At 62.2% G+C, this 22,456-nt stretch carries 20 protein-coding genes, 4 tRNA genes, 1 rRNA gene, 1 other RNA gene and 2 pseudogenes (1 of these 28 only partly in view); 10 read left to right on the forward strand and 18 right to left on the reverse strand.

Features of this window, described 5'->3' with window-relative positions; all coding sequences use genetic code 11:
- The 12 genes from NUW12_12470 to NUW12_12525 form a co-directional block, all read right to left on the reverse strand.
- A 16S ribosomal RNA gene (locus NUW12_12470) occupies positions 1-39 on the reverse strand; its annotated part reaches 235 nt to the left of the window's first position; the annotation flags it as partial.
- Between the two features lie 420 nt (positions 40-459).
- Positions 460-732 (reverse strand): pro-sigmaK processing inhibitor BofA family protein, encoded by a 273-nt coding sequence (locus tag NUW12_12475; protein MCR4403563.1) that lies wholly within the window; start codon positions 730-732, stop codon positions 460-462.
- A 72-nt stretch (positions 733-804) separates the two neighbouring features.
- Positions 805-1,236 carry a YaaL family protein gene (locus NUW12_12480; GenBank protein ID MCR4403564.1) on the reverse strand — a complete coding sequence of 144 codons (432 nt, stop codon included), beginning with the start codon at positions 1,234-1,236 and terminating at the stop codon, positions 805-807.
- 136 nt (positions 1,237-1,372) lie between these two features.
- Entirely contained in the window at positions 1,373-1,972 is a 600-nt protein-coding gene (gene recR / locus NUW12_12485) for a recombination mediator RecR (GenBank protein MCR4403565.1), read from the reverse strand.
- Positions 1,973-1,994: 22 nt separating this feature from the next.
- Positions 1,995-2,327, reverse strand: a complete 333-nt coding sequence (locus tag NUW12_12490) for a YbaB/EbfC family nucleoid-associated protein (protein ID MCR4403566.1) — start codon at positions 2,325-2,327, stop codon at positions 1,995-1,997.
- A 60-nt stretch (positions 2,328-2,387) separates the two neighbouring features.
- Entirely contained in the window at positions 2,388-4,466 is a 2,079-nt protein-coding gene (dnaX, locus tag NUW12_12495) for a DNA polymerase III subunit gamma/tau (GenBank protein ID MCR4403567.1), read from the reverse strand.
- Between the two features lie 227 nt (positions 4,467-4,693).
- Positions 4,694-4,958, reverse strand: an RNA gene (ffs, locus tag NUW12_12500) — signal recognition particle sRNA large type.
- A 63-nt stretch (positions 4,959-5,021) separates the two neighbouring features.
- Positions 5,022-5,115 (reverse strand) — tRNA-Ser (locus NUW12_12505).
- 8 nt (positions 5,116-5,123) lie between these two features.
- Positions 5,124-5,216: transfer RNA gene (locus tag NUW12_12510), tRNA-Ser, on the reverse strand.
- A 278-nt stretch (positions 5,217-5,494) separates the two neighbouring features.
- Positions 5,495-5,947 (reverse strand): tRNA adenosine(34) deaminase TadA, encoded by a 453-nt coding sequence (gene tadA / locus NUW12_12515; GenBank protein ID MCR4403568.1) that lies wholly within the window; start codon positions 5,945-5,947, stop codon positions 5,495-5,497.
- Between the two features lie 42 nt (positions 5,948-5,989).
- Positions 5,990-6,328: an aspartyl-phosphate phosphatase Spo0E family protein gene (locus tag NUW12_12520; protein ID MCR4403569.1), complete on the reverse strand. Its 339-nt coding sequence runs from the start codon at positions 6,326-6,328 to the stop codon at positions 5,990-5,992.
- Positions 6,329-6,372: 44 nt separating this feature from the next.
- A tRNA-Arg gene (locus tag NUW12_12525) sits at positions 6,373-6,448 on the reverse strand.
- 433 nt (positions 6,449-6,881) lie between these two features.
- Between NUW12_12525 and NUW12_12530 the strand changes: the two genes are divergently transcribed.
- Positions 6,882-6,958, forward strand: a tRNA-Arg gene (locus NUW12_12530).
- A 211-nt stretch (positions 6,959-7,169) separates the two neighbouring features.
- Here the strand turns inward: NUW12_12530 and NUW12_12535 are convergent.
- Positions 7,170-7,643, reverse strand: a pseudogene (locus tag NUW12_12535) (IS3 family transposase).
- 252 nt (positions 7,644-7,895) lie between these two features.
- Between NUW12_12535 and NUW12_12540 the strand changes: the two are divergent.
- The 5 genes and pseudogenes from NUW12_12540 to NUW12_12560 all read left to right on the forward strand — a co-directional run bounded on the left by NUW12_12540 (position 7,896) and on the right by NUW12_12560 (position 10,361).
- Complete coding sequence (locus NUW12_12540; protein MCR4403570.1) at positions 7,896-8,363, forward strand: MarR family transcriptional regulator; 468 nt, start codon at positions 7,896-7,898, stop codon at positions 8,361-8,363.
- 68 nt (positions 8,364-8,431) lie between these two features.
- Entirely contained in the window at positions 8,432-9,412 is a 981-nt protein-coding gene (locus NUW12_12545) for an SDR family oxidoreductase (GenBank protein MCR4403571.1), read from the forward strand.
- 137 nt (positions 9,413-9,549) lie between these two features.
- The gene (locus tag NUW12_12550; protein ID MCR4403572.1) at positions 9,550-9,873 is read left to right on the forward strand and encodes a nucleotidyltransferase domain-containing protein; all 324 of its coding nucleotides are present in this window, start codon (positions 9,550-9,552) and stop codon (positions 9,871-9,873) included.
- An 18-nt stretch (positions 9,874-9,891) separates the two neighbouring features.
- Positions 9,892-10,215, forward strand: a complete 324-nt coding sequence (locus tag NUW12_12555) for a HEPN domain-containing protein (GenBank protein MCR4403573.1) — start codon at positions 9,892-9,894, stop codon at positions 10,213-10,215.
- A pseudogene (locus tag NUW12_12560) lies at positions 10,155-10,361 on the forward strand (ATP-binding protein). The gene NUW12_12555 and the pseudogene NUW12_12560 overlap by 61 nt, the downstream one beginning before the upstream one ends.
- A gap of 400 nt (positions 10,362-10,761) precedes the next feature.
- Here the strand turns inward: NUW12_12560 and NUW12_12565 are convergent.
- Together NUW12_12565 and NUW12_12570 are read right to left on the reverse strand one after the other, a co-directional pair.
- On the reverse strand, positions 10,762-12,789 hold the full coding sequence (locus NUW12_12565) for a tetratricopeptide repeat protein (protein ID MCR4403574.1): 2,028 nt from the start codon (positions 12,787-12,789) through the stop codon (positions 10,762-10,764).
- 343 nt (positions 12,790-13,132) lie between these two features.
- Positions 13,133-13,990 (reverse strand): hypothetical protein, encoded by an 858-nt coding sequence (locus tag NUW12_12570; protein MCR4403575.1) that lies wholly within the window; start codon positions 13,988-13,990, stop codon positions 13,133-13,135.
- A gap of 535 nt (positions 13,991-14,525) precedes the next feature.
- Here NUW12_12570 and NUW12_12575 point away from each other — a divergent pair.
- From NUW12_12575 to NUW12_12590, 4 genes are all read left to right on the forward strand, one after another.
- The gene (locus NUW12_12575) at positions 14,526-15,392 is read left to right on the forward strand and encodes a DegV family protein (protein ID MCR4403576.1); all 867 of its coding nucleotides are present in this window, start codon (positions 14,526-14,528) and stop codon (positions 15,390-15,392) included.
- A 94-nt stretch (positions 15,393-15,486) separates the two neighbouring features.
- Positions 15,487-17,211: an iron-containing alcohol dehydrogenase gene (locus NUW12_12580; protein ID MCR4403577.1), complete on the forward strand. Its 1,725-nt coding sequence runs from the start codon at positions 15,487-15,489 to the stop codon at positions 17,209-17,211.
- A gap of 217 nt (positions 17,212-17,428) precedes the next feature.
- Positions 17,429-17,566, forward strand: a complete 138-nt coding sequence (locus NUW12_12585; GenBank protein ID MCR4403578.1) for a hypothetical protein — start codon at positions 17,429-17,431, stop codon at positions 17,564-17,566.
- Entirely contained in the window at positions 17,563-18,381 is an 819-nt protein-coding gene (locus tag NUW12_12590) for a 4Fe-4S binding protein (protein ID MCR4403579.1), read from the forward strand. Before NUW12_12585 ends, NUW12_12590 begins: the two co-directional genes overlap by 4 nt.
- Positions 18,382-18,531: 150 nt before the next feature.
- Here NUW12_12590 and NUW12_12595 read toward each other — a convergent pair whose 3' ends face one another.
- The 3 genes from NUW12_12595 to murQ form a co-directional block, all read right to left on the reverse strand.
- Entirely contained in the window at positions 18,532-19,557 is a 1,026-nt protein-coding gene (locus NUW12_12595; GenBank protein ID MCR4403580.1) for a MurR/RpiR family transcriptional regulator, read from the reverse strand.
- 98 nt (positions 19,558-19,655) lie between these two features.
- A complete protein-coding gene (nagZ, locus tag NUW12_12600; GenBank protein MCR4403581.1) occupies positions 19,656-21,290 on the reverse strand; it encodes a beta-N-acetylhexosaminidase in 1,635 nt (544 codons plus the stop codon).
- Positions 21,291-21,502: 212 nt separating this feature from the next.
- Positions 21,503-22,435 (reverse strand): N-acetylmuramic acid 6-phosphate etherase, encoded by a 933-nt coding sequence (gene murQ, locus NUW12_12605; protein ID MCR4403582.1) that lies wholly within the window; start codon positions 22,433-22,435, stop codon positions 21,503-21,505.
- Positions 22,436-22,456: the final 21 nt, after the last annotated feature.

Raw genomic sequence — 22,456 nt, forward strand, 5'->3', positions numbered from 1 at the left:
CCAGCGTTCGTCCTGAGCCAGGATCAAACTCTCCGTAAAATACCGAAGAGCTATCTCTAGCTCCCTCACACAAGCTCCAAAGACTTACCGCAACCTTACCATATCTCACTGTTTAGTTTTCAAGGAGCACCCTTCCGAGTCGCGGAACCCCGTACCATCTGGGTTTTCCGCTCACGAAAGCCGCCTCGTTCCGGGCGGCAGTTGTAAATATACCACCTGGAGCAAAACCGTGCAACCTGTAATTCGGTCATGTACGCCGATGTACGTCCATGAGTGTCAGTGGATCTCTGCAATGCGAACTCGCTCGCATCGATACGAGCGATTACGCACTGCATCATGTCTCGTTCACGCCGCCATGATGTTCGTCATACTGTACCAAGTATATGCTCAATCCCCCGAAAAGAAACCGTCGCATGATCTTCCCGGAGTGGAAAGCCCTTCCGCTTCTCGGCATGCGATTCAAATCCGGCCGAGCACAATGTACTTCAGCGCGATTATGAGCGCGAGCCCCGGTAGTCCCAGAAGTCCGACCGCAAGAGCGGTCGCCGGATTGATGGCGACTGAGATACCGAAGACGCCTCCCACGAGGTTCACAAGCCACAACACTATCCCGCCCACCACCGCGCTGTACGCGAGCCGAATGACGAGCTTCAGAGGGACGTAAAGAATGTAAGCCACCACGTACACCACAAAGAGCGCGAGAGCGTAGGCCGCGATAGTAGCCACGTGCATCTCACGAGGTCCCTCCTCCCTCTGTCCGAGTCCAGACGGAAAGGGCGTCCCCTTCTCTTCAATTCATATGCCTCAGTGGGTCTGGGAATGCGCGGTCGAAGCGCTTTCCTCGCGGGCCTTCTTCAGAAGGTAAACATACTTTCGCTCTGCGGCTCTCAGTGAGAAGGTGGCATAATCGATCAGCTCAGGTTCCACGACTTGATCGAAGTAGGATACGGCGCGAAGCCATTCCCTGCGCGCATCCTCGACAGCCTGTTCCACAGTGGGAACACACGAAGGCTCGCGCCCTTCCCCCTCACGGCGTAACGCCTGAGCCCACGCCCGCAGCCGCGCTCGTCCCCGGTCGAGCGCCGACGCGGCCCCACTCATTCCTCCGCCGAAGAGCTCCCGGGCTCTCGACAGAACGCACGCGACCAAGCTAGCCGCGCATCTGCGAACGAGGGTCTGAACCGAGGCGATCCCCACGCCGCCGATGCCACCATCATCGCCCAAGGTCCTTGCCACACTGGTCCCTCCAGACCGCCCCTTCTGGAACTGCTGTCCTCGGGATACAGTATGGTTCCGGCATCGGACGATTATGCCTGGCGGAACCCGGGACCGCGCCTGGCACTGCCGGCCCGCACGCGGGCGGGCAGTGCTCTTACATCTCCCGCCGCCCTTCGAGGGCCCTCGTGAGAGTCACCTCGTCCGCGTATTCCAGATCGCCCCCTACCGGGAGCCCGTGGGCTATGCGGGTCACCTTGACGCCAAGAGGCTTTATCAGCCTCGCGATATACATGGCGGTCGCCTCGCCCTCGATGTTCGGGTCCGTTGCGAGAATGACCTCCCTCACCACTCCATCCTTCAGGCGGTCCAAGAGCTCTCTCGCTCGTATGTCATCGGGGCCGATCCCGTCCACCGGTGATATTGCCCCACCGAGGACGTGGTACAGCCCTTTGAACTCTCCCGTCCGCTCCAGGGCCATCACGTCCTTGGGCTCCTCCACCACGGCTATGAGCGAACGGTCGCGGACCGGGTCCGAGCACGTCGGACACGGGTCCGCCTCGGTGAGATTGCCACAGACGGAGCAGTGCAGTATACGGTCCTTCGCCTCGAGAAGCGCCTGAGAGAGCCGCGCCACGTCCTCGCGAGGGGTCTTGAGGATGTGGAACGCCAGACGCTGAGCAGTTTTCGGGCCTATGCCCGGAAGACGCGTGAACTGATCGATCAGCTTTGCTAGGGGTGCAGCGTATCGAACCATCAACATGCTCCCTTCGGGCAATTCAGATCATGGACGGAAGCCCAGGCAGGCCCATACTTCCTGCGACTTTGCCCATCTCGCTAGCAGCGAGCTCGTGGGCTTTTCGCAGCGCCTCGTTCACGGCCGCCAGAATGAGATCTTGAAGCATCTCGACGTCGTTCGGGTCGACGGCCTCAGGGGATATCTCTATGGAGACAACCTCCTGGTGACCGTTGGCCGTCACCTTCACCACGCCGCCGCCCGCCGTGCCCTGGACGGTCATGCTCTTGAGCTCCTCCTGGACACGCATTATGTCAGCCTGCATCTTCTGGATTTGCTTCATCATCTTGCCCATGTTCATGTTGTTGAAGCTCACCCGACATCCCCCCGACGTCTATACTATATCAAACCTGCGTCGCGTCAGACCCGTGGGTGTTCACACATCAATCTTGAAAACTTTGCCACCGAAAACCGACACGGCCGCCTTGACAGCAGGGTGATCCATGATGGCCGCCTTTGCCCTCGCGAGGCTCTCGGCGAACTCCCCCTCATCTCCTTCCGACGTGTCCGTCCCTTCACCGTTCCCGTTTCCGTTGCCGCTGCCGTCTGCATTCCCGGTCCCCTTCTCACGGTCGCCGGGACGAGTCTCGCTCGCGGACACCTCGCTCGTCGGGGCGCTGGTACCCTCTCGGGTGGGCGTGGCTCCGGACCCCCAGTGGCGGGCGGGCGCCTCCCCTGCCCTCGCGACCGGCGGCGTGCCGGCCCCTCTTGCCGCCTCGCCCGGCCCAGCCCGCTCAGCCCGCCCAGCCGGCCCAGCCGGCCCAGCCGGCCCAGCCGGCCCAGCCGGCTCGTCCGTCGCCTCCAGCTCGTCCGTCTCGGCCAACTCTGCCGACTCCGCCGGCGCAGGCTCTTCCGCATCTGGCCACGGCACTTCCTCGAACGGCACGGACGGCCCCACTGGCGCGCCTTTCTCGCTCGTGCGGGGCGCAACGACGCACTTCACCACGAGGTCCACCCCCAACACGGCCTTCAAGGCCTGTTGGACGACTGTTCTGTAGCGCGGGCAAGATGCCTGGTCCCTGTGGAGCTCCGTCTGGCAAGCGACTGCGAGCTCGTTTCCGGCGAGGCTCGCGGGGATCGTCTTGTCATAAAAGGCAAGGACGGGCCCCTTCCCGTTGAGGGCGCCAAGCACGTCGTTCCATCTCGCCCGAACCTGCTCCAGCGTAACGGACGTCTGAGCTGTAGAAGGCTGCTTCTCCCCGGTCGCACGACCGTGCGCGGGCTCGGCCGCCCGCGTAGGCTCGGGCGGAGGCGCAGAGACTGGTCCGGACGCAGGCGCCGACCTGCTCTTGGAGTCCGGTCCCGTTAGGGATTCCGGCGCGACCTGGATGGATTGCGATGAAGTTGACTGTGACGGCACTGGGGCCTCGCCCGGTCTTGCCAGCTTGATCGTGGCCACCTCGAGAGTGAGCAACGGTGCCGCCGAGTAGCGCATGTCTCCCTCGACCGCGCCGAGCACGTCCAGGGCTCGAAAGATGTCTTCCGGCAAGAGACGTGCCGCCTGGCTTTTGAGATCCTCCACGACCCCCTCGGGCGCGTCCACCAGCTCGGTCTTGAGGCCGCACGTCCGCAACACGAGCAGGTTCCTGAAGTGCTCGATGAGGTCGCGCACGAACTGCGCGGGGTCGCGCCCACTTTCCACGATGTCGCGCACCAAGGTTAGCGCTGCCGCGAGATCATGGCGAATGATCGCATCGCAGAAACCCGCAACTTTGCGGAACCCCGCCACCCCGATGGCGGCCACGGCGTCATCATAAGTCACCGCCCCGCCCGTGTACGCCACGCACTGCTCGAGGAGGCCGAGGGCATCGCGTGCCGCGCCTTGGGCCGAGGAAGCGATGAGCCTCACCGCGTCCTCGGAAATCTGGATGCCTTCGGAAGCCGCTACCGCCGAAACGCGCGACGCGAGTTCACGGTTGGTGAGACGCCTGAAGTCGAAGCGCTGGCAACGCGAAAGAATGGTCGGAAGCACCTTGTGCGGCTCCGTTGTGGCAAGCACGAACACCACCCGAGAGGGAGGCTCCTCCAAGGTCTTGAGGAGGGCGTTGAACGCCTCCTGAGTAAGCATGTGCACCTCGTCGATGATGTAGACCTTGTACCTCTCTTCGACCGGAGCGAACTTCACCTTCTCGCGGAGATCTCGGATTTCGTCGATGCCCCGGTTCGACGCGGCGTCTATCTCCACCACATCCATGGACCGCCCTTCCTTGATGCGGGCGCATGCGTCACAGCGGCCGCATGGGTCGGGCGTGGGACCGTTCTGGCAGTTCAGTGCCTTGGCGAGCAGTTTCGCGACGCTCGTCTTTCCGGTTCCTCTGGGACCGCAGAAAAGGTAGGCGTGGGACACGCGCCCCGCGGCCACGGCATTTCGCAGGGTGCGCGTGACATGCTCCTGTCCCACGACCTCGGCGAATGTCTGAGGCCTCCACCTCCTGTACATCGAGACGTACGTCACCGCTCCTCACCCCTCGCGAGTGCTCTCGACATCCGGACTGTGCACGTACGGGCTCTGCTTGCGCAGGTTATGTAGTTCTGGCCCAAGGCGCGGATTCCTGCCCAAAGAGCGCCGCCTCTATTGGCCTTGTCATCTTAGCAATGCCACGAACGGGACAAAAAAAGCCGGCGCGCCGACACTCGGCCCGCACGGCGACTAGGCTTCGACACGCGTCAGCCAATCAACGGTCGTGCACCCACTGTCGAACGTCTCTCCCAGGCGGTAACCTGCCAGCCGGCTCCGACCAGGCACCCCCGCGGCACACGGAACATTCTGCTTACCGCTGCTACCTCCCGGTCCTGACGGGGTTCACAGACATCCGTTGCGCGGGACCCAGCCATCTTCGCTACTTAACAGGGCCAGGCCCCAAAAAAGAACGCCCTCGAGTGGGAATTCGACCCCGCTATAGCGGGTTGCGGGTTCAGGGCACCGCTACCTCCCCGTCTAGCACGACCAAACTCTCTGTCACTCTGACCCATGGCCTGACGGCCTATCAGAAGGCCTACCAGAACAATATGGCGGAGAGGGCGGGATTCGAACCCGCGAGGCAGAGGACTTCTGCCTACCCGCTCTCCAGGCGGGCGCCTTAGACCAACTCAGCCACCTCTCCGCAAAGGCTGGCGGAGAGAGTGAGATTCGAACTCACGGGGCAGGGGCTACCCGCCCACTCGCTTTCGAGGCGAGCGCTTTAGACCACTCAGCCATCTCTCCGCGCTGTCCGTCGCTTCCACGACGGTGATCATCATGCCGCCGGTCGTGCGGCACGACGGCAATTAAGCAAGCGTATTCGGTTGTGATCAGGTGTGATCCGGCGGTAATCCCCGCCGGAAGCCTCGATGGACCGCCACTTGCCTGACTGGATTGCCAGACTGGCTAGACTACCAAACTGCCATCCGTACGGGTCGTGCGTGCGCCTTGGACGCACACCATGCAGCGAATCAACCAGATAACCACGCGACGTGGGCAGCCGCCGTCTGTCTGAGCCCACACTACGAGCTGCGGAGGTCCGTGAAGAACTGCTGCAGCAGCGCAGAACACTCCTCTTGGAGAACCCCGCTCGTGACCTCCAAGCGGTGGTTCAGCGCTTCATGCCGCACCAAGTCCGTCACCGAGCCAGCAGCGCCAGCCTTGGGGTCGGGCGTGCCGTACACCAATCGCTCGACCCGTGCCAGGACCAGGGCTCCTGCGCACATAGCGCAAGGCTCAAGCGTCACATACATCGTCGCGCCGAGAAGCCGCCACGACTTGAGTCGCGAAGCCGCCTCTCTTATGGCCAGCATCTCAGCATGAGCTGTCGGGTCCTGGAGCTCTTCCTTGCGATTGTGTGCCCTGGCCACGATCTGGCCGTCGGCCACTATGATCGCTCCCACGGGAACCTCGCCCTTCAAGTAGGCCTTCTTAGCCTCCAAGAGAGCCCTTCTCATGAACAATTCATCGTCCATGGGGCGCGACCACTCACCTAACTTAGTATGATAACATTCTCTCTAGTACCCGGCAAGACCCCTCAGCCTCTGAGCCTCTGGAGCTCCTGACGCCCCTGCAGCCTCTGACGCCTCCGCAGCCTCTAGCGTCTGAGACGCCTTCAGCACGCCCTGGTGCTCCTTCGTTCCGCGACGCCCCGAGCCGAGGCAGGCCTCGCAGGCCTGCGTGAGAGCTGGCCTACCCAGGTAGAACCGGGTGATCGCCTCGTCAAGCCTCCTGCTGCGTGCGAGGACCTCCTCGGAAGTCAAGTTGCCACGTTTCGCCTCGACGGCTTCAAGAAGGTCTTGGCGCAGACACTCTATCTGCGCCCGAAGACATCGGGCATCAACATCAGCCGCCACCGAATTCACTCCTATGGGTTTGAGCGGGGAATTGGGAAATGAAATGGTGGCCCCGACACGAGTCGAACGTGCGACACGCGGTTTAGGAAACCGCTGCTCTATCCACTGAGCTACGGGGCCACCTAAGCCTTGAGACTTGCGCTCTTGCGCCTCATAGCCCGCCCTGGCGCTCGCGCGAAGACTTAACTGTCAAACTGTGCTACGTCCCCGTGGCGGCTTAGCCAACCAAGGGCTTTCGCTTTCACGTTGGTTATACCATAGAGACGCGTCACCTGTCAAGGGCGCCAGGCCGCTGGGCCGCCGGCGCGTGTCGGCTAGAGTCTGGCGGCCGTCCGGAGGCTCTGACAACCGCCGAAGCGTGAGTGCCCGCACAAGGCGCAGCCCGCTCGCCACGACGTTCCCACAGATGTTCCCATAGATGCACGACAGTTGCACGACGCGGAGGTCGCGCTACCCTTGAATCCCCCGCTTAGTTGTGGTATCATACATCGCAGGGCAAGCAAGCTGAAGCAGCGAGCTAGCCAAGAGAAAACACGCACATACTACGTTTCGCGCGCCTGTAGCTCAGCGGATTAGAGCATCTGACTACGGATCAGAGGGTCGGGGGTTCGAGTCCCTCCAGGCGCGCCATAGTTTAGCTGGGGTTTTGCAGATTGGCAACACTCCGGCTTTGCTTGTTTGCCAATCCCTTGCCAATCTCCCTGAAGAATACCCGCTAGAAGCCTCTTCATCTCGACCCGTCTCCATCCCGTCCGAAGAGCAACTCCTCGAGCTTGCTCGCAGCCTACTCCTGCATCGTCGGAAGAACTGGAGTTGATCCGGTTTCGTGGACACTCCAGGGCTACGCGACGGACTGTTTGGCTTCCTTGTGATTTCTCTCTGTGATCGCCCACCTCCTTTCGTACTCCGCAGGACTTAGATATCCGAGGGTCGAGTGCCGACGCTTCCGGTTGTAAAACCCCTCGACGTATTCGAAGATGGCCGAGGCTAGCGCCTGACGGCTTGGCCAGCTGCGCCGGTCGAGTAGTTCAGTCTTGAGCGTGGCAAGGAAGCTCTCAGCTACCGCGTTATCCAGGGCGTCTCCCACCGTGCCCATGGAACCTAGGATGCCCGCCTCTTTGAGCGTTCGACCAAAGGCCACAGCGGTGTATTGCGCGCCGTGATCGGAGTGGTGAACGAGTCCAGGACCGGGTCTACGGTTCCACACGGCCATGTTCACCGCATCTATCGCTAGCTCCGCGAGCGGGCGGTTACCCATCGACCAACCCACTACCATTCGAGAAAACCCGTCGATTACAACCGCCAGGTACAGTTTCCCCTCTAGTGTGTTCTGTCATATCAGCTACCCATAGACGGTTAGGAGCCCCTGTGTGAAATCTCGCTTCACCAGGTCCGGCAAAGGCTCCTTGGCCGGATTGCGGCGTGTTATACCCCGCAGCCGACGACGATGGACGCCTACCCGGATCAGGCCCACCGAGTCTTCCCCCACTCTTGTTGACAGCTGCGTGGCCCGCTGGTAAGATGATACTGCGACAATCGTATATTACGATCATAGGAGTGTTGGACCATGCCTGCGCAGCCTAACCTGGAGCAGTACACCAATAGATTGAACGAGCTGATTCTCACCATCGGCCAACGCCTACTGCGTTTCTTCGCCTCGAAGAGCTCTGACTTCACGCTTAGGGAGATGTTCGTCCTCGAGCTGCTCGGCAGCCGCGAATCGCCCGCCACCATGTCCGAGCTTGCGTCCGCGCTGGCCGTGCCGCTCACCACCATGAGCAGCCTGGTCAACCGCATGGTCCATAAAGGCTACCTTGAACGGTACAGGACCGAGGAAGACCGCCGGATAGTCCTCGTCCGCCTGTCGCCCGCCGGTCGCGCAGTGTTCGACCAGCACCGGCGCGATTACGTCCGCTCGGTCAGCGAGGTCCTGGGGACGCTCAGCAGCGATGACCAGCAAAAGCTCCTCGGTCTCATCGGCGACGTGCTGACCGCCATGTCGGGCGGACCCTCCGGCCGCGGCGGACGGTCATGATAGCCCCGCGGCAGCCACGTCGGGATCGGAGTCCAGGCCCTGAATGCCTGGGTGGGAGGAACAAGACCATGATGGCCGTGACTGGGGCTACAGGCCATATCGGGAATGTTCTTGTACGGAAGCTGCTTGAAAGAGGCGATAGGGTGAGGGCTCTCGTGCCGCCCTTCGATGACACGACGCCCCTTTGCGGGCTGGAAGTGGAGCAGGTCGAGGGCGACGTCCTCGACCTGGATACCCTGCGCCGGGCTTTCGATGGGTGCGATACGGTGTTTCATCTCGCCGGGGTGATCTCCATCGCCTCCGGCAAGTCCGACTTACTGAACAGGGTCAACGTGCACGGCACGAGGAACGTCGTCGAGGCGTGCCTTGGGGTCGGCATTAAGCGACTCGTGTACACGAGCTCCATCCACGCGATAGTCGAGCCGCCCTGCGGGACGGTGATAGACGAGACCTGCGGCTTCAACCCCGACGTGATGCGCTGGGATTACGACAGGTCCAAGGCCAGGGCGACGTTGGAGGTCCTCAAGGCGAGCGCGAGGGGCCTCGACGCGGTGGTCGTGTGTCCGACCGGAGTAACAGGGCCGTACGATTCTAGGGTGTCTGAGGTGGGCCAGCTGATCGTGGACTATGCAAGGCGAAAGATGAAGGCGTACATGGACGGCGCCTACGACTTCGTCGATGTGCGGGACGTCGCCGCGGGCCACATCCTCGCGGCCGAGAAGGGAAGGCCGGGCGAGACCTACATCCTGTCGGGGGAGAGGATAACCGTGTCGGGCCTCATGAGCCTCCTCGAAGAGGTAACGGGTATGCCTCGGCCGCGGCTCAAGCTGCCGAACTGGGTCACGGACCTGGGCGGCGCGCTCGCCCCGGTCTATTCGTTCGTCACTCGTCGGCGGCCGCTCGTGACCACGTACTCCCTGCGTGTGCTGCGGGGGAACTCCGTCGTAAGCAGCGCGAAAGCCCGGAGGGAACTGGGCTACACGTCCCGCCCGCTGCGCGAGTCCATCGAAGATGCTTTCAGGTGGCTCAGGGATAACCACAAGCTGTGATTGGTAATGAATTGGAAGATTGCCTGTGTGTTCTTGACGTGCGCGGTCCTTTGTGAACCGTTGACTAGAGTAGAGCCGCTTTGATAGAGTGAACCTGCCAGGACGACGTCTTTGGCAGGACGGCGGGTGAGACGCGAATGGTCTCGGATATGGCCGCAAAGGAGTTCATTGCATCAGTGACTAGGGTTCTAGTGACCAGGGCGCGGCCAGAGAGGGTGTACCTAATCGGCTCGTTCGCCCGCGGCCAGGAAGACTGCGACAGCGACATTGACCTCTTGGTTGTCAAGGACACTGACCTTCCGCGCCACAAGCGAGCACGAGAGTTGCGCAAGATGATTGCCCCCTACAAGTATCCGCTGGACTTGCTGGTGTATTCCCGCGACGAATTCGAAAAGGAAAAGGACGTCGCCGGCACTCTTGCCTACCAGGCCGTCAGAGAGGGAATCCTCCTCTATGGATGAGGAAACGAGGACGTATGTATCGTCTGCTTCCATTGTCAGCAGTGCGCAGAGAAGTATTTGAAGGGCCTACTGCTGCTGCTTAACACAGAGTACCGCAGAAGCCACGACCTTGTGTATCTTGTCAGTCTCCTCAACGATCAGTCCCTCGTGGACGCGCTCGTCGAACGGGCACGCCAATCCCTGGAGGCGCTGGGGCTTGCCCAGGCCGCTGCAGTGCTGGAGAGCCGTCTTGAGACAGCCGCCGCGCGAGAGATAACCTACGCCGACTCCCTAGTGGGGGCATTATCCTCACTTCCAACAGGAGCTTCGGCGACTGGGGCCAGATCGTCGGGGACACGGTGATTGCAACAGCCACCCTGGATAGGCTCCTGCACCACTCTGTGGCGGTTAATATCCGAGACGAGTCCTATCGGCTGCGGGAAAGGAAGCGAGCAGGCCTTCTAGTGCCCTACTCGCCTGCCCTGGCGCACGAGGGACAGCCGCGATAGAACGAGGGCGAAAGTGCCATCGAATGGATGCCGGCCAACAGCTTGGCGGTCCCTGGCTGCTTCATCCCAACGACCATCAGGGAGGTGGTGAGTCGCTCTAGCAACCCGAGAAGGGGAGTTTTCGACCGGCCCGATCGGGGGAATTCCAGAACGGCCTTGACATGACAGTCACTTGATTGTGTTGGAGGCTCTTGGGGGCTGCAGGAGCCAGTCTGTCTCCCCCGCCTGTCTGTCGGAGTCCATCAAGTCGAGCACAGTCAGGACGCCCGGCAGATGCAGGGTAACGGGGACGCAAGCACGCAAACGAGACCGTGCTCTGCGTTCGATATCTGACGGTCTGGTGGAGGTAGGAAGACAGTGGCTGGACGCTTTGGGGCCCGGCATTCTCACGAGGGTCCAATCAGCGTCCGCCTCTATGGACGCGCCGCCTTCTCTTGAGACCGGCGCCCTTGACTGACTCTCGCCTTGCCCCACCTTGCCCGCTCTCGTCCGGAGCCTCACCACCCACCTTCAAGCGCGCGGTCTCCGGCGCTCCAGCGGCCGGAGGGCGTGATCCGAGAAGCTGTGTCAAGCCCTCGCGCAGCTCGAGCGGAATAACCGCGACCTTGTGACGGTGCCCGTCGATGACAGCCCGCCCAATGAACAGCAAGGCCTTGAGGCGAAGCCTTCCGAGGGTGGACTTAGGCGGGGTCTCTTCCCACCAAAACCCATCGTCCTCCATGGAGCCGAACCGCCGAGTGAGGGCCGAGACACTGGCCCACCCTCCTTCATTGAGGACAAAGCGGAGGACTGCTCTTTCGTCTTCCTCCAGATTCGACGCGACTTTCTCCAAGTGGCGCAGATTGACCAGGCATCGCACGAGTGTTTCCGCGCGCTCTTGCCTGCGCCCAGTAGACTCGGGATCGATTCCGTGCGCTTTGCAAGCAGCGGAAACCCATCCTGCCGGCACTGTTCGTACGGCCTGAGACAGTCTTGTGTTTAGCGATATAGGCTTGTCCTCCTGGTCTTCGCGCAAAGCCTCTGCAACAGCCGTCACGACCTCGCTCGGCCTGACTGTCAAGCGCTCGAGGTGAGCTATCTCGTCATCAAGGAGCGAGAGCTTGTCGCGGAAGTCGTTGGTTGCAAGGCGGCGATCTATCTGGTCAGCGCATTTCCTGGCACTCCTCGGATCGCCACGTTGTATGTAAAGCCCGGCGAGGTTGAAAAGCACCACGGGATCGCTCGGCGCGATATCCCTCAGAGTAAGGAGGAGCCCCTCGGCGTCATCCAGCTGGTCCTTCATTCTCAGAAGATTGGCCAACACTAACATGGCAGGCGGGTAAAAGTCGCCGTGCCCGAGTAGAGGTTGCAGCTTCTCAATGGCCTCATCGATCTCGCCCGCACTACGGAGACGCGTTGCCTCCTTCATCAGCGCCTCGATACTCTCGTCCGGCTCCTCGACGACCTTGGAAGTGCGGATGACCAGGTACCTTGGCTTGCCGTCCACCACCGCCTCGATGGACTCACCTTCTTCGTGAATACCCAGTTCCACAAGGGCCCGCGCAGCAGCCATTTTCATTTCGTAGCAAATCCCAGCGGGCGCTGCGAGAATCCGTCTCGCTAAATCCAGCCCCCAATCGCCCCCGTGTTGAATGATGAGCCTGAGCTGGGCTGCTGCAAGGCGCTTTTCCTCGTAATCAGATGGATCGAGGATGCTCGCAAACGCGAGCATGCGAGACCAGCCCTGCAGCGCCAGTCTTCGAAGGCCCTCAGCCGTCTTGTGTCCCTTGATATCACCCAGCAACGGGACATGGTACTCAAGGGGAAATGGCGGCACGATGCCCGCGTCCACGGCGCTGGCCACCGTGACGTACTCATCCGCTACATCCCATCCCATCCGCGCCACTGCCTTCCACAACGACGCAGCCTGCGAAAACCGGCCGAGATTGAAAGCGGCAACGCCGGCCAGGAACCAATCCTCGGGATTGACGTGATGTCTCTCCCATTTGCGATACAGCTCCAGGACCTGCCGGTGGTTACCGAGGTCTCCGGCGGCTCTCTTGATGATCACAGTGTACTCGCGCCACGGCTCCTCGGCGACCAAGCCCGCTGGCACCACAGTCTTCATTCCCGTTTCAAAGTCTGATATGGCTCTGGCAAGATGCCTCTCAGCCTCCTCCCGACGCCCCAATGCAGCAAGGATTTGCGCCGCCAGGGCGTGCGCGAAAGGGTTCGGCACCTTCGCTTCAAGATTAGGCTTGAGAGTCCCCAGGGCCCCCTTGAGGTCTCCCTGCTTGAAACGGCACGTCGCTAGGTTATTGCGGGAAGAAGGGTCTGAATCGCTTTTCACAAGGCTCTCAAATACCTTCTGTGCTTCCTCAAACTCCCTTCTCCTCATGTGTTCGAGGCCCTTTACCCTGAGCGCGTGCATTTCGTTGCGAGCGACCATGTGCATCAGTCCTTGACGACCCATTTTCTGTTTCCAAAGCCGAAGTCGCGGAGGATCTGCACGAATTCGCGGCTATCCCGGGATATGAGATCCACACGGTAGCGCGGGCGGAGATATTTCTACGCCGCGCTTGCGCCGCGCTTGTGAATCGTTGCATCTGTATCGGCGCGAGAGACTCCTTCGCCAGTGCCTCTCCCTCGACGACGCGACAGACATCGCCGAGCTCGCGGAGTCGCTCGGGAGTGGGACCACCTTGAGGGTGAGATGCTTGTCCCGAAACTCCTCTATCGGCCTCGCATCGGCATGGCAGCGTTCTGGTCTACCCGACAGCCCGAGTTTCTGACTAACGGGCGTATTCGTATTCGATCCTCTGGATTCTCGCTCGCCAATACGGCTTGGGGCCCTCCGGAAGCAACCACGCCACTTCTCCTTCGAAGGGTATCATCATTCCGTCGTGCAGCCGATAGTCCCAGAAGCGCCCTTGCCAGGGAGTGGGCACCTGCGCGCCACGGACCTCTCGGTACCTCGCCTCGGAGGTCACGGAGGCGATCAGTCCCTGCGAGTCGAACTCCACCACGAGCCTCGCCGTGTTCGACCCGTCGCTCAGCGTCGCGCTCGCCCGGGTGTCGTCGACGGCTTCCCACCGCACGCCCTGGCTCGGCAGGAGAGCTGTCGGATACCACGCTGCCTCGGCAAGGAAGCGCATGAGCTCTCCCTGACCCAGCTGGGCGGTGCTTGGTTGCTCCATCACTGTGATGAGGCCGAGCAGCTTCGCTGTCAAGACTCCTCTGCCCGCAACGTACGCGTCGCGCACGAAGACCTTGAGTCCCGGCGCCATCAGAATCCGAGCGTCCCACACGAAGCCCGGGCGCTTCGTGACCACACGCTGGCTAGACGTGAACGGCCTCCAACGCTCCTCGTCTTCGCCCATGTTGAAAAGGCCGGTGTGCTCTATGTTAGCAGCAGCAACGTAGGCTTGGCCTTCCTTGAGCACGGCGCGAAAGTAGCGTTGCACCGGCGACGGGAGGTCCGCTATCTCGCGGGGATCGTACGCCGCGGCACCGTCGCGCGAGCGTGCTCCCTCCATTTCGGTGTGCAGTTTGTCCACGTCGGCCTTCCATCGAGCGGTTCCGTAGGAGATCGCCGCTAAGACGACGACGAGGAACACCAGTAAGACCAGGAGAACGCCTTTGATCCACATGATGGTCGCACTCCCCCCATGCGCCTATTGAGCCAGGTGCGTTGACCTGGCATACCCTCACTCGCTCACGCCAGGCCTAATGCACTTACGCGAGCGTCATCATTCCCGCGAGCCTCCGGCAAGCAGGGGCACTACGACACGATCGTTCCACCGGCCGCGCCAGGCGGCGGCACCCCTCGCTCCTTCATAGTATATCAGGGACCGATCTGCATATCATCACCGAGATCCCAGATAATCCAGATGGTGACCGCGAAGCGCTCGCGCGTGAAAACGCACTTCGCCTAGCGCGCTCCACCGAACGCGATCCTCCGAACGCGATCCACGGGGCCGCGCCGCTTGTAACTTGGCCGTCCGGGGCCTATAATGGTGGTATCCCGAGGGAGCTGTTCCGTTGGGCCCCGGTTGTCTCGGCCCGACTGTTTCAGAGGGGACTATCTCGTAACCTCCGGAGTCGGCGCCCCCGGCGCCTACCCCGGCGCCTGGGCGAATGAACCGGCCATCAAGAGCCACTTTGCCGGGAATCAGAGGTGTAGCGATGAACAACAACGAAGACGGCGGAGTGAGGAGCGGCATTGCGATCGTGACTGACAGTGGAGCGAGCCTGCCGGAAGAACTGGTCGAGCAGTATGAGATAGCGGTCGCGCCCATCGGGATACAGTTTGGGACCGAATCGTACCGCGACGGCGTGGACATCACGCGAGAGGAGTTCTATGAGAAGCTGGACGGACCCGACATCCCGATGACTTCCCAGCCCGCACCGGCGGAGTTCATCTCGATATACCGAAGACTACTTCAGCGTGTCAAGACCATCATCTCGATCCACATCACGTCCACCGGAAGCGGGACTTTCCAGGTGGCCAACCTCGCAAAGGCAAGTTTCCCCGATGCCGACATAGAGGTCGTCGACTCGCTCTCCGCGTCCATGGGCACGGGATTCATGGTCCTCGCCGCCGCGGAGGCCGCACGGCGCGGGAAGACGAAGGAGGAGATCCTCGGCCTCCTCGCGGAACTCAGGCCGCGCATCAACGCATACGCGGTCATAAAGTCCGTGAAACACCTTCTGAAGAGCGGACGCATTCACAAGGGCCAGGCCCTCATCGCTTCTTTGCTCGCGATAAAGCCTCTGGTTTCCGTGAAGGAGGGCGTCGTAGAGGTCGTGGACAGGGTGAGGACGTACCACGCCGCCATTGAAAGGCTGATAGAGGTGACCAAGGAGGCCGCCGGAGATTCAAGGGTCAGGGTGTCGGTCGTCCACGGAAACGCCCTCGCGGAGGCGAAGCGGTTGCGCGACCGGCTCAGGGCGGCACTGAACTGCTCGGAGATCATCATTTCAGACATCGGCCCTCCTCTGGCGGTCCACGGCGGGCCGGGCATCATCGGAGTGGTGTTCCACCCGGTGTGAAGCCGCGGGCAACGAGAGCATACGCGGGCAACGCGAGTATACGAGTATAGATGAAGACAGGACATGGCTGGGAAGGTTTCGCGAGGGACGACGCATGGACACGCACACGCACGGGAGAAACACGATGCATACGATGAGCGTGCCGGGAATCGTGGAGGTGGACGCGGGCACGGGGATCCTCCACCTCAATCACGCAGCGCTCCCTCGCGCGGCCGACCGCATGATCTTCGGGCGCGGACTCGCGGCGGGCTGTGTTCCCGAAGCGGTGGAGACGGTGGCGAAGCTGGCGCAGCCGGGACGCCGAGGCGTCCTCCTTATAGTCGGAGAGACCAGTTCCAAAGCGCCAGGCGTGTCTCCTCTCATTGAAAAGCTCAAGCGCCTCGGCCACGAAGCAGGCGCTGGAGTGGAGACCCTTGTTGTTGGCAGGCACGCCGACCACGCCACCATACGCGCCGGTATCGAGATCGCACGGCGCCACCAAGTAGGTGTCGTGGTCGCTGTCGGCGGCGGCACCGTGATCGATGTGGGTAAGTCCGTCGCCGCCCTCGCTTACCAGGAGTACGAGGAGATCCCGTCGTCGAGGCCCGCGGTCCATCTAGAAGCCGCTTGGGAGGCCGGAAGCGCCGCACGACTGCGTCCCCGCGAATTCGCCGAGGACGAGCCGGGCGCAAGACCCGAAGTAGAGGTGGACATAGCAGGGTACCAACTTGGCAGGCGCCGCTTGACGCCGGCGAGAGCGCTTCCGTGGGTCGCCGTGCCGACCACATCAGGCACAGGCTCTGAGAGCACAGACAACGCCGTCATTGAGCTGGGCGATGAGAAGAAGAGCATTCGCGGCATCCCGGCCCCGCGTTTCGTCGCTGCAGATCCTGCCCTCACCGACCCGCTACCCCTGACGCCCACGATAGTAGCGGCTGTGGACGCTCTCGCCCAATCGCTCGAAGTCCTCGTAAGCGCGGCGGCATCAGCGGAAGTGCAAGAAGTGGCCTTGGCGGGGTTCGCGGCTCTGGCCAGCGGCGTCGAAGACTTGTGCACGGCTGCGGTGCGTGGCATCAGGGAGGCCGCGCCATGCGCCACACCTTCTGGAGAGCCAGAGTGTAAGCGCCTGTACACAGCGTGGCCGGCGTCACCGGATTCAGCGGACGCGGTGGCGCCCGCTACCAGGGACTCTTTGTGTTGGGGAAGCCTTCTGATGGGTCTTGCGTTTGCTAACGGCCGACTTGGGTTGCCTCATGGGCTCGTACACTTCTGCAACCGCTTCGGCCTTTCCCACGGCAACATGGTGGGGATACTGCTCGCGCCGGCCCTCGCAGTGCAAGCGCGCGACTCGGAGACCGCGTGGCGCCTGACGCGAGCGGCTAAGGCGCTTGACGACGCCTTGCGGCGCTATCGCGCCCACGGGCGCGACACGTCACTGAACGGACGCGAGCCCGCCGCGAGCACTCCCGCGATCACTTCCGCGAGCGCTTCTGCAACCGCGCTTCCCACAGGAACCGTGCTTCTCACGGGCGTTCCCTCAGGCGTTGGACGGGCAATGCCGAAGGATCTATCAGCGACCGAACGGATAGGACAAAGGATGCCCCGGGAAGGCGTGCTCCCTGGCTCATCGCCAGATCCGCTCTTCAGGTGGCTGGAGTCAAGGATTCCGTCTCTCTTCAAGGCGGCTGGTCTACCCACTACCTTGCGAGCTGCTGGTCTAGCGAGCGAGGATTGCGACTGGATAGTCGCGCGGGAGCTGGAGAGTCGACCGTCCTTCGGCACCTCAGCCCGGTCGGCCACGCCCGCCGAACTCAGGGAAGTGCTCCAGAGAGCTCTCTAGAGCTCTCTGAGAGGTCTCGGTGTGAAGGCGTCTTCGATCCAGCTCCTCCCGGCGGCGGACCATGGAACCGCTCGCCGCGCGGCCCGTTGTCCATGGTATAATCCTTCGTGATGACACCGCCCCGTGGAGGGATCTTGTCGAAGAGATCTCCCCGGAACCAGCGAATTCAAGAGAGACCGAAAGGATCTACTGGCATCCGATGGGAAGGAGCGTCTTCGTGGCTAGGCGTTGCGTGTTTCTGATATCGATCGGGGCGTCCGTCGGCCTGGTGGCGCTCGGGGTGCTTGCAGGAGACCCCGCGCGAGTATTCGCCAACGCGATAATCCTGTGCCTCTCCTGCATAGGGATACAATGACTCGCGTCCTCGAAGGCGACCGGCAGAACGGACGGCTGTCCGCGGAAGAACGAACAACGCCGCGGGCGAGAGGGCGTTGGCAGGCACTTGGTTTCGTCCTGGCCAATTCCTATTTCTTCAAGTTCCTCAGACACCTCCCCTGCCCCACGCTGAACTGCTATGCGTGTCCTGCGGCGAGCTTTGCGTGTCCGATCGGCACGCTTCAGCATTTCGCCGCCACGCGCCGGGTGCCCCTATTCACCCTGGGCATCCTTGGGGCGGTCGGAACGATTTTCGGAAGGGCGGTCTGCGGTTGGGCATGCCCGGTGGGAGGGTTTCAGGAGCTCCTGTACAGCGTCCCCGTTCGGAAGGTGCACGTATCGAACCGTTTCACCTTCGTGAGGTACTTTGTGCTCGCGGGGCTGGTGTTCGCCATACCTTTCTTCACCGGCGAGCCATGGTTCTCCAAGCTGTGCTTCGTGGGCACGCTCGAGGCCGGCGTGCCGCTCGTTCTCGGTGACCGCGCGATCCGGTCGCTAGTAGGTCCTTTCTTCTGGATCAAGGTGGGCATCACAGCCGCGATCATCCTTCTCATGCTCTTCGTGAAGAGGCCCTTCTGCCGGTTCATATGCCCGCTCGGAGCGTTGTACGCGCCTTTCAACAAGGTGGCTCCCGGTTTCGTTATCGTCAAACGGGACCTCTGCGTCGAGTGCGGCAGGTGCACGGAGGTCTGCCCCATGGACCTCGACGTCCCAGACGAAGTGAACGGCCTCAACTGCATTCGATGCCGTGAGTGCGTGGGAATGTGCAAAGCCCTGGAACGACCAGGAACCTAGCTCACAGCCCAACGCCTCCACGGCGCAATGCGCCGCCAGGCACCGAGTGGCCGTCGGGCTGCTGCCGAAATAGCAAGGACCGGCTCCGGGCTGCGGAGTGCCAGCCATCCGGCATGTCCCGATGGTGGTCGCGCGAGGCGCGCCCTTCTCCTACACCTTTCGCGACGCCAGAGCGTCCACGGTCTTCTTAAGCCGCTCCACCGCCTCATCGGACTGTTTCATAGCCACGGCGGTGAAGAGACAGTCGATCACAACGAGCTGGGTGACGCGGGAGGTCATGGCGCCACCCCTGAGCCTCGTGGCTTCGTGCGCCGTGGTGCAGAGGACGATGTCTGACCCCTGCGCCGCCGGCGAGGCCGGGAAGTTCGTGATGCAGATGGTGCACGCGCCGCCCTTACGCGCAAGGTCTATTATGTCCGTTGCCTCTCGTGTTCGGCCGGAGTACGTTATCACTACCGCGACGTCCCCCTCGCCGAGGAGGGCAGCCTGCGTGATCTGTGCGTGGGCGTCCGGGTAGCTGAAAGCCGTCATCCCTATGCGCATGAACTTGAGCTGCGCGTCTTGCGCCACTATGCCCGAGGAGCCCACTCCAAAGAAGAAGACCCGCTTGGCACCGTATATGGCGTCCGCGGCAAGGGACAACGCGCCCGGGTCGAGCACCTTGGCGGTATCCTCAACCGCCTGAAGAGTCGCGGTGAATATCTTGTCGCAAATGGTCGAGACGTCATCCTCCGGCTCCACCTTGCCGAAGGCGCCCTCCCTACTGGTCGCGAGCTCTCTCACCAAAGCCAGCTTGACTTGGGCAAACCCCGTGAATCCAAGCCGCTGGCAGCACTTGACGACCGTCGATTCGCTCACACCCACTGCTGCGGCGAGCTGAATCGAGGTCATCCCGGCGGCGGATTCCGGGTGCTCCAGTATGAAGAACGCAACTCTTTGTTCCGCGGGCGCGAGAGTACCGTATCCTCCTCGAACGACTGCGAGACAACAGTCGGCAGTCCTCGTCTGCTGTGCCGCTGCCTGCATCGCTTGTTGCGTCGCCACTTGCGTCCCTGTCTTCGTCTCTTCCTGTCTATCTACCTTCGTCTCATTCTGCTTCTCTTCTCGCCACTCTTCTGGCGTCTCTTCGGGCGTCTCAGCTAGCGTCGCATACTCGACCTTCTTGTCTTCTGCCACGTGTTTCGCGGCCTCCTCTCTCGCTCGCCCGGCGACCTAAGCCACACACCGACAGGCGCCGTTCACCAGGACTCCTCGGACCACGGGCGCATGTCCTTCTACCAGGTCAGCCCGGCCCCGCCAGGGAATATTCCCGGGATGGTAACCGGCAGCTTTCCTTGGGGTCTCGTCACGCCGAAGATGATCTCGGCGACCGCCTGCATGGTGCATTCCCTGAATCCGTACGCGGCGATGTACGTTTTCACCGCCGGGAACCGCTCGACATCGTACGGGTTTCTCATGGCCACGACTACCACGGGAACGCCCGTGTCGAGCACCGCTCTCACGAGAGAGCCCTGCTCCCTGAAAATGTGGGCATTGTAAGTGCCCATCACCACCACGTCGCTGGAGAGCGCGAGTTTGACCGCTTGCGCCGTCTGCTCCGCGTCCGGCGATTGGGAGAAGGCGTAAGCCCGCGCGCCCGGAACGAAGCGCCTGACCGCCGCCGCAAGTGGAGACTCCGATAGCTGGCCGTCTTCCACCTGCGTCAGCCCGCGAATGTCCGTGGAAATCACCGAGAGATTGCGGCGATCTCGAGGCGCCATAGGAATGAGACCCCGCTCATTCCGGAGAACGGTCACCGACCGCCGGGCGATCTCCAGGGCGGCGCGGCGGTTCTCCTCACCGCCAACCCGCTCCAGACAGCGACGACTAAGGTATCTGTCGGGATCGAGCAGTCCGTATCGAGCTTTCAGCCCCACTATCCTGCGGCAGGACTCATCCAGACGTTCCTCCGAAAGCCTTCCATTCCGCGCGGCGTCCCAGACCGCTTCGATGGCGGCGGCCTGCTGAGCTTGGTCGTGGCACAGGAGCACAATGTCCGCCCCCGCTTCTATCGCGCGCACAGCGGCCTCGCCCAGGGTGAATCTCTTCGTGATGGCGCCCATGAAAAGGTCGTCCGTCAGGATCAGGCCCTCGAACCCCAGCTCCTTACGGAGCAGCCCCATGAGCACGTTGCGGGAAAGGGTCGCCGGGAGGTCGGGCTCGGGTTCCACGGCCGGGAAGAACACGTGGGCGGTCATGACGGCTTCCACCCCCGCCTTGACGGCGGCCGCGAACGGGACCAGCTCCACGCTTTCCAGGCGCTCCCTCGCGTGAGCCACCGTGGGCAGGTCGAGGTGGGAATCCACCGTGACGTCTCCCTTCCCCGGAAAGTGCTTCGCGGTCGCCACTACCCCCAAATCCTGATACACCCTTATCATCGCAGCCCCGAGCCGTGCTACCAAGGAAGGGTCTTCGCCGAACGAGCGCACACCGATCGCCGGGTTCCTCGGGTTGTTGTTTATGTCGAGGACGGGCGCGAGGTTCATGTTGAACCCCAATGCCAGCATCTCGCTCGCCGTTATCTTCGCCGCCTCTTCGGCAAGTTCTTCGGATCCCGTAGCGCCCAGGGCCATGTTCCCAGGGAGCACGGTCTCGCCTCGAGTCAGCCTCGCCACTACCCCGCCTTCTTGATCCACGGAAACCAGGAAGCCCGCGGGAATACGGCGCTTCGAAGCGATCTCTTGAAATCTGTGGTTCAGCGACTGAGCCTGGGCCGGGTCCACTATGTTCCTCCCGAGCAGCACCACGTTACCGATCTTGTACTTGGATATGAACTCTTGGTCAGCCGGGGTCAGCTCGGGCCCGGCGATGCCCACCATCAACATTTGGCCGATCTTCTCTTCAGGGCTCACGAACCTCGGGAAGTCCACGCTTTCCCCACCTCTCGTCCATCCTCCGTGATCCTCCGTCGTCCTGTATCCTTCGCCATCCTCCGCCCGTCGGCTTCTCGATTTCCGCGACTGCCCCTCGCCGCCGTCCGGAGTCGTCCGCGCTGCCCCGGTCGCTCGCTGACCGGCGATCCTCCTTCGTCGTTCTCCCCGTGAGCGCTCACACTTCCCCAGCCGTAAATGGCCATCTGCTATCAGCCACCGGAGATGTTCGTTTCGTGCAGGCCGGCTAAGCGCACCGCTTCCCTTGCGTGCCCATGGGCAGACTCCAGCGCGCGCTCGGCTTCGGCGCGTCCGACGGAGGCAAGCGCCATCACGATGGCCGTCTTGATGTTTCCGCCCGCCTCATCCAGCAGACGGACGCTTTCCTCGCCAGAAAGACCGGTGGCAGCGGATATCATCCTGACCGCGCGGCTTCTCAATTTCCTGTTGGTTGCCTTCATGTCCACCATGAAGTTGTCGTACACCCTGCCCAACCTCACCATGGTCGCGGTGGATATCATGTTGAGGACAAGCTTCTGGGCTGTCCCCGCCTTGAGGCGCGTGGACCCGGTCAAGACCTCCGGACCCACTGCCAGCGATATCAAGACGTCCACGTCCAGATCGAGGACCGTAGCGTGGTTGCAAACGATAGCCACGGTGGCCGCTCCCATGTTCCTCGCCGACTTCAACGCGCCCTTCACATAGGGTGTTACTCCGCTCGCGGATATGCCCACCACCACATCCCGCTCCGTGACTATCGCGGCGACGTCCTGAGCGCCGGAGGGCTCATCGTCCTCCGCGGCTTCCACGGATCTGAAGACCGCCGTAGGACCGCCGGCGATCACCGCACAGACCTGGTCGGCTGATACCCCGAACGTCGGAACGCACTCGACTGCGTCCAAGATACCAAGACGCCCGCTGGTTCCGGCGCCTACGTACACGAGCTTTCCGCCAGCTGCCATTCTTGCCGCGATCATGTCGACGGCTCTTGCCACGTCCGGAATCGCCTCGGCCACAACCGCGGGGACGCGCCGGTCCTCCTCGTTCATCACTCGAAGGATCTCCTCCGTGCTCATCTGGTCCAGTCCCCGGGACCGAGGGTTCGTTTCCTCCGTTGCAAGGTCGACGTAGTCCGCATTCTCCACTATCGCCACCACCACTTTCCG

It is taken from the genome of Bacillota bacterium, from assembly GCA_024653485.1.
Lineage (GTDB): Bacteria > Bacillota > SHA-98 > UBA4971 > UBA4971 > UBA6256.

Excerpts from the sequence above, each read along its gene's own strand:
- NUW12_12580 (MCR4403577.1), top strand. The coding sequence starts at position 15,487 with ATGGACACGCACACGCACGGGAGAAACACGATGCATACGATGAGCGTG.
- NUW12_12475 (MCR4403563.1), bottom strand. The coding sequence starts at position 732 with ATGCACGTGGCTACTATCGCGGCCTACGCTCTCGCGCTCTTTGTGGTG.
- NUW12_12575 (MCR4403576.1), top strand. The coding sequence starts at position 14,526 with ATGAACAACAACGAAGACGGCGGAGTGAGGAGCGGCATTGCGATCGTG.
- NUW12_12590 (MCR4403579.1), top strand. The coding sequence starts at position 17,563 with ATGACTCGCGTCCTCGAAGGCGACCGGCAGAACGGACGGCTGTCCGCG.
- NUW12_12570 (MCR4403575.1), bottom strand. The coding sequence starts at position 13,990 with ATGTGGATCAAAGGCGTTCTCCTGGTCTTACTGGTGTTCCTCGTCGTC.
- NUW12_12540 (MCR4403570.1), top strand. The coding sequence starts at position 7,896 with ATGCCTGCGCAGCCTAACCTGGAGCAGTACACCAATAGATTGAACGAG.
- NUW12_12565 (MCR4403574.1), bottom strand. The coding sequence starts at position 12,789 with ATGGTCGCTCGCAACGAAATGCACGCGCTCAGGGTAAAGGGCCTCGAA.
- NUW12_12545 (MCR4403571.1), top strand. The coding sequence starts at position 8,432 with ATGATGGCCGTGACTGGGGCTACAGGCCATATCGGGAATGTTCTTGTA.
- recR (MCR4403565.1), bottom strand. The coding sequence starts at position 1,972 with ATGGTTCGATACGCTGCACCCCTAGCAAAGCTGATCGATCAGTTCACG.
- NUW12_12550 (MCR4403572.1), top strand. The coding sequence starts at position 9,550 with ATGGTCTCGGATATGGCCGCAAAGGAGTTCATTGCATCAGTGACTAGG.
- tadA (MCR4403568.1), bottom strand. The coding sequence starts at position 5,947 with ATGGACGATGAATTGTTCATGAGAAGGGCTCTCTTGGAGGCTAAGAAG.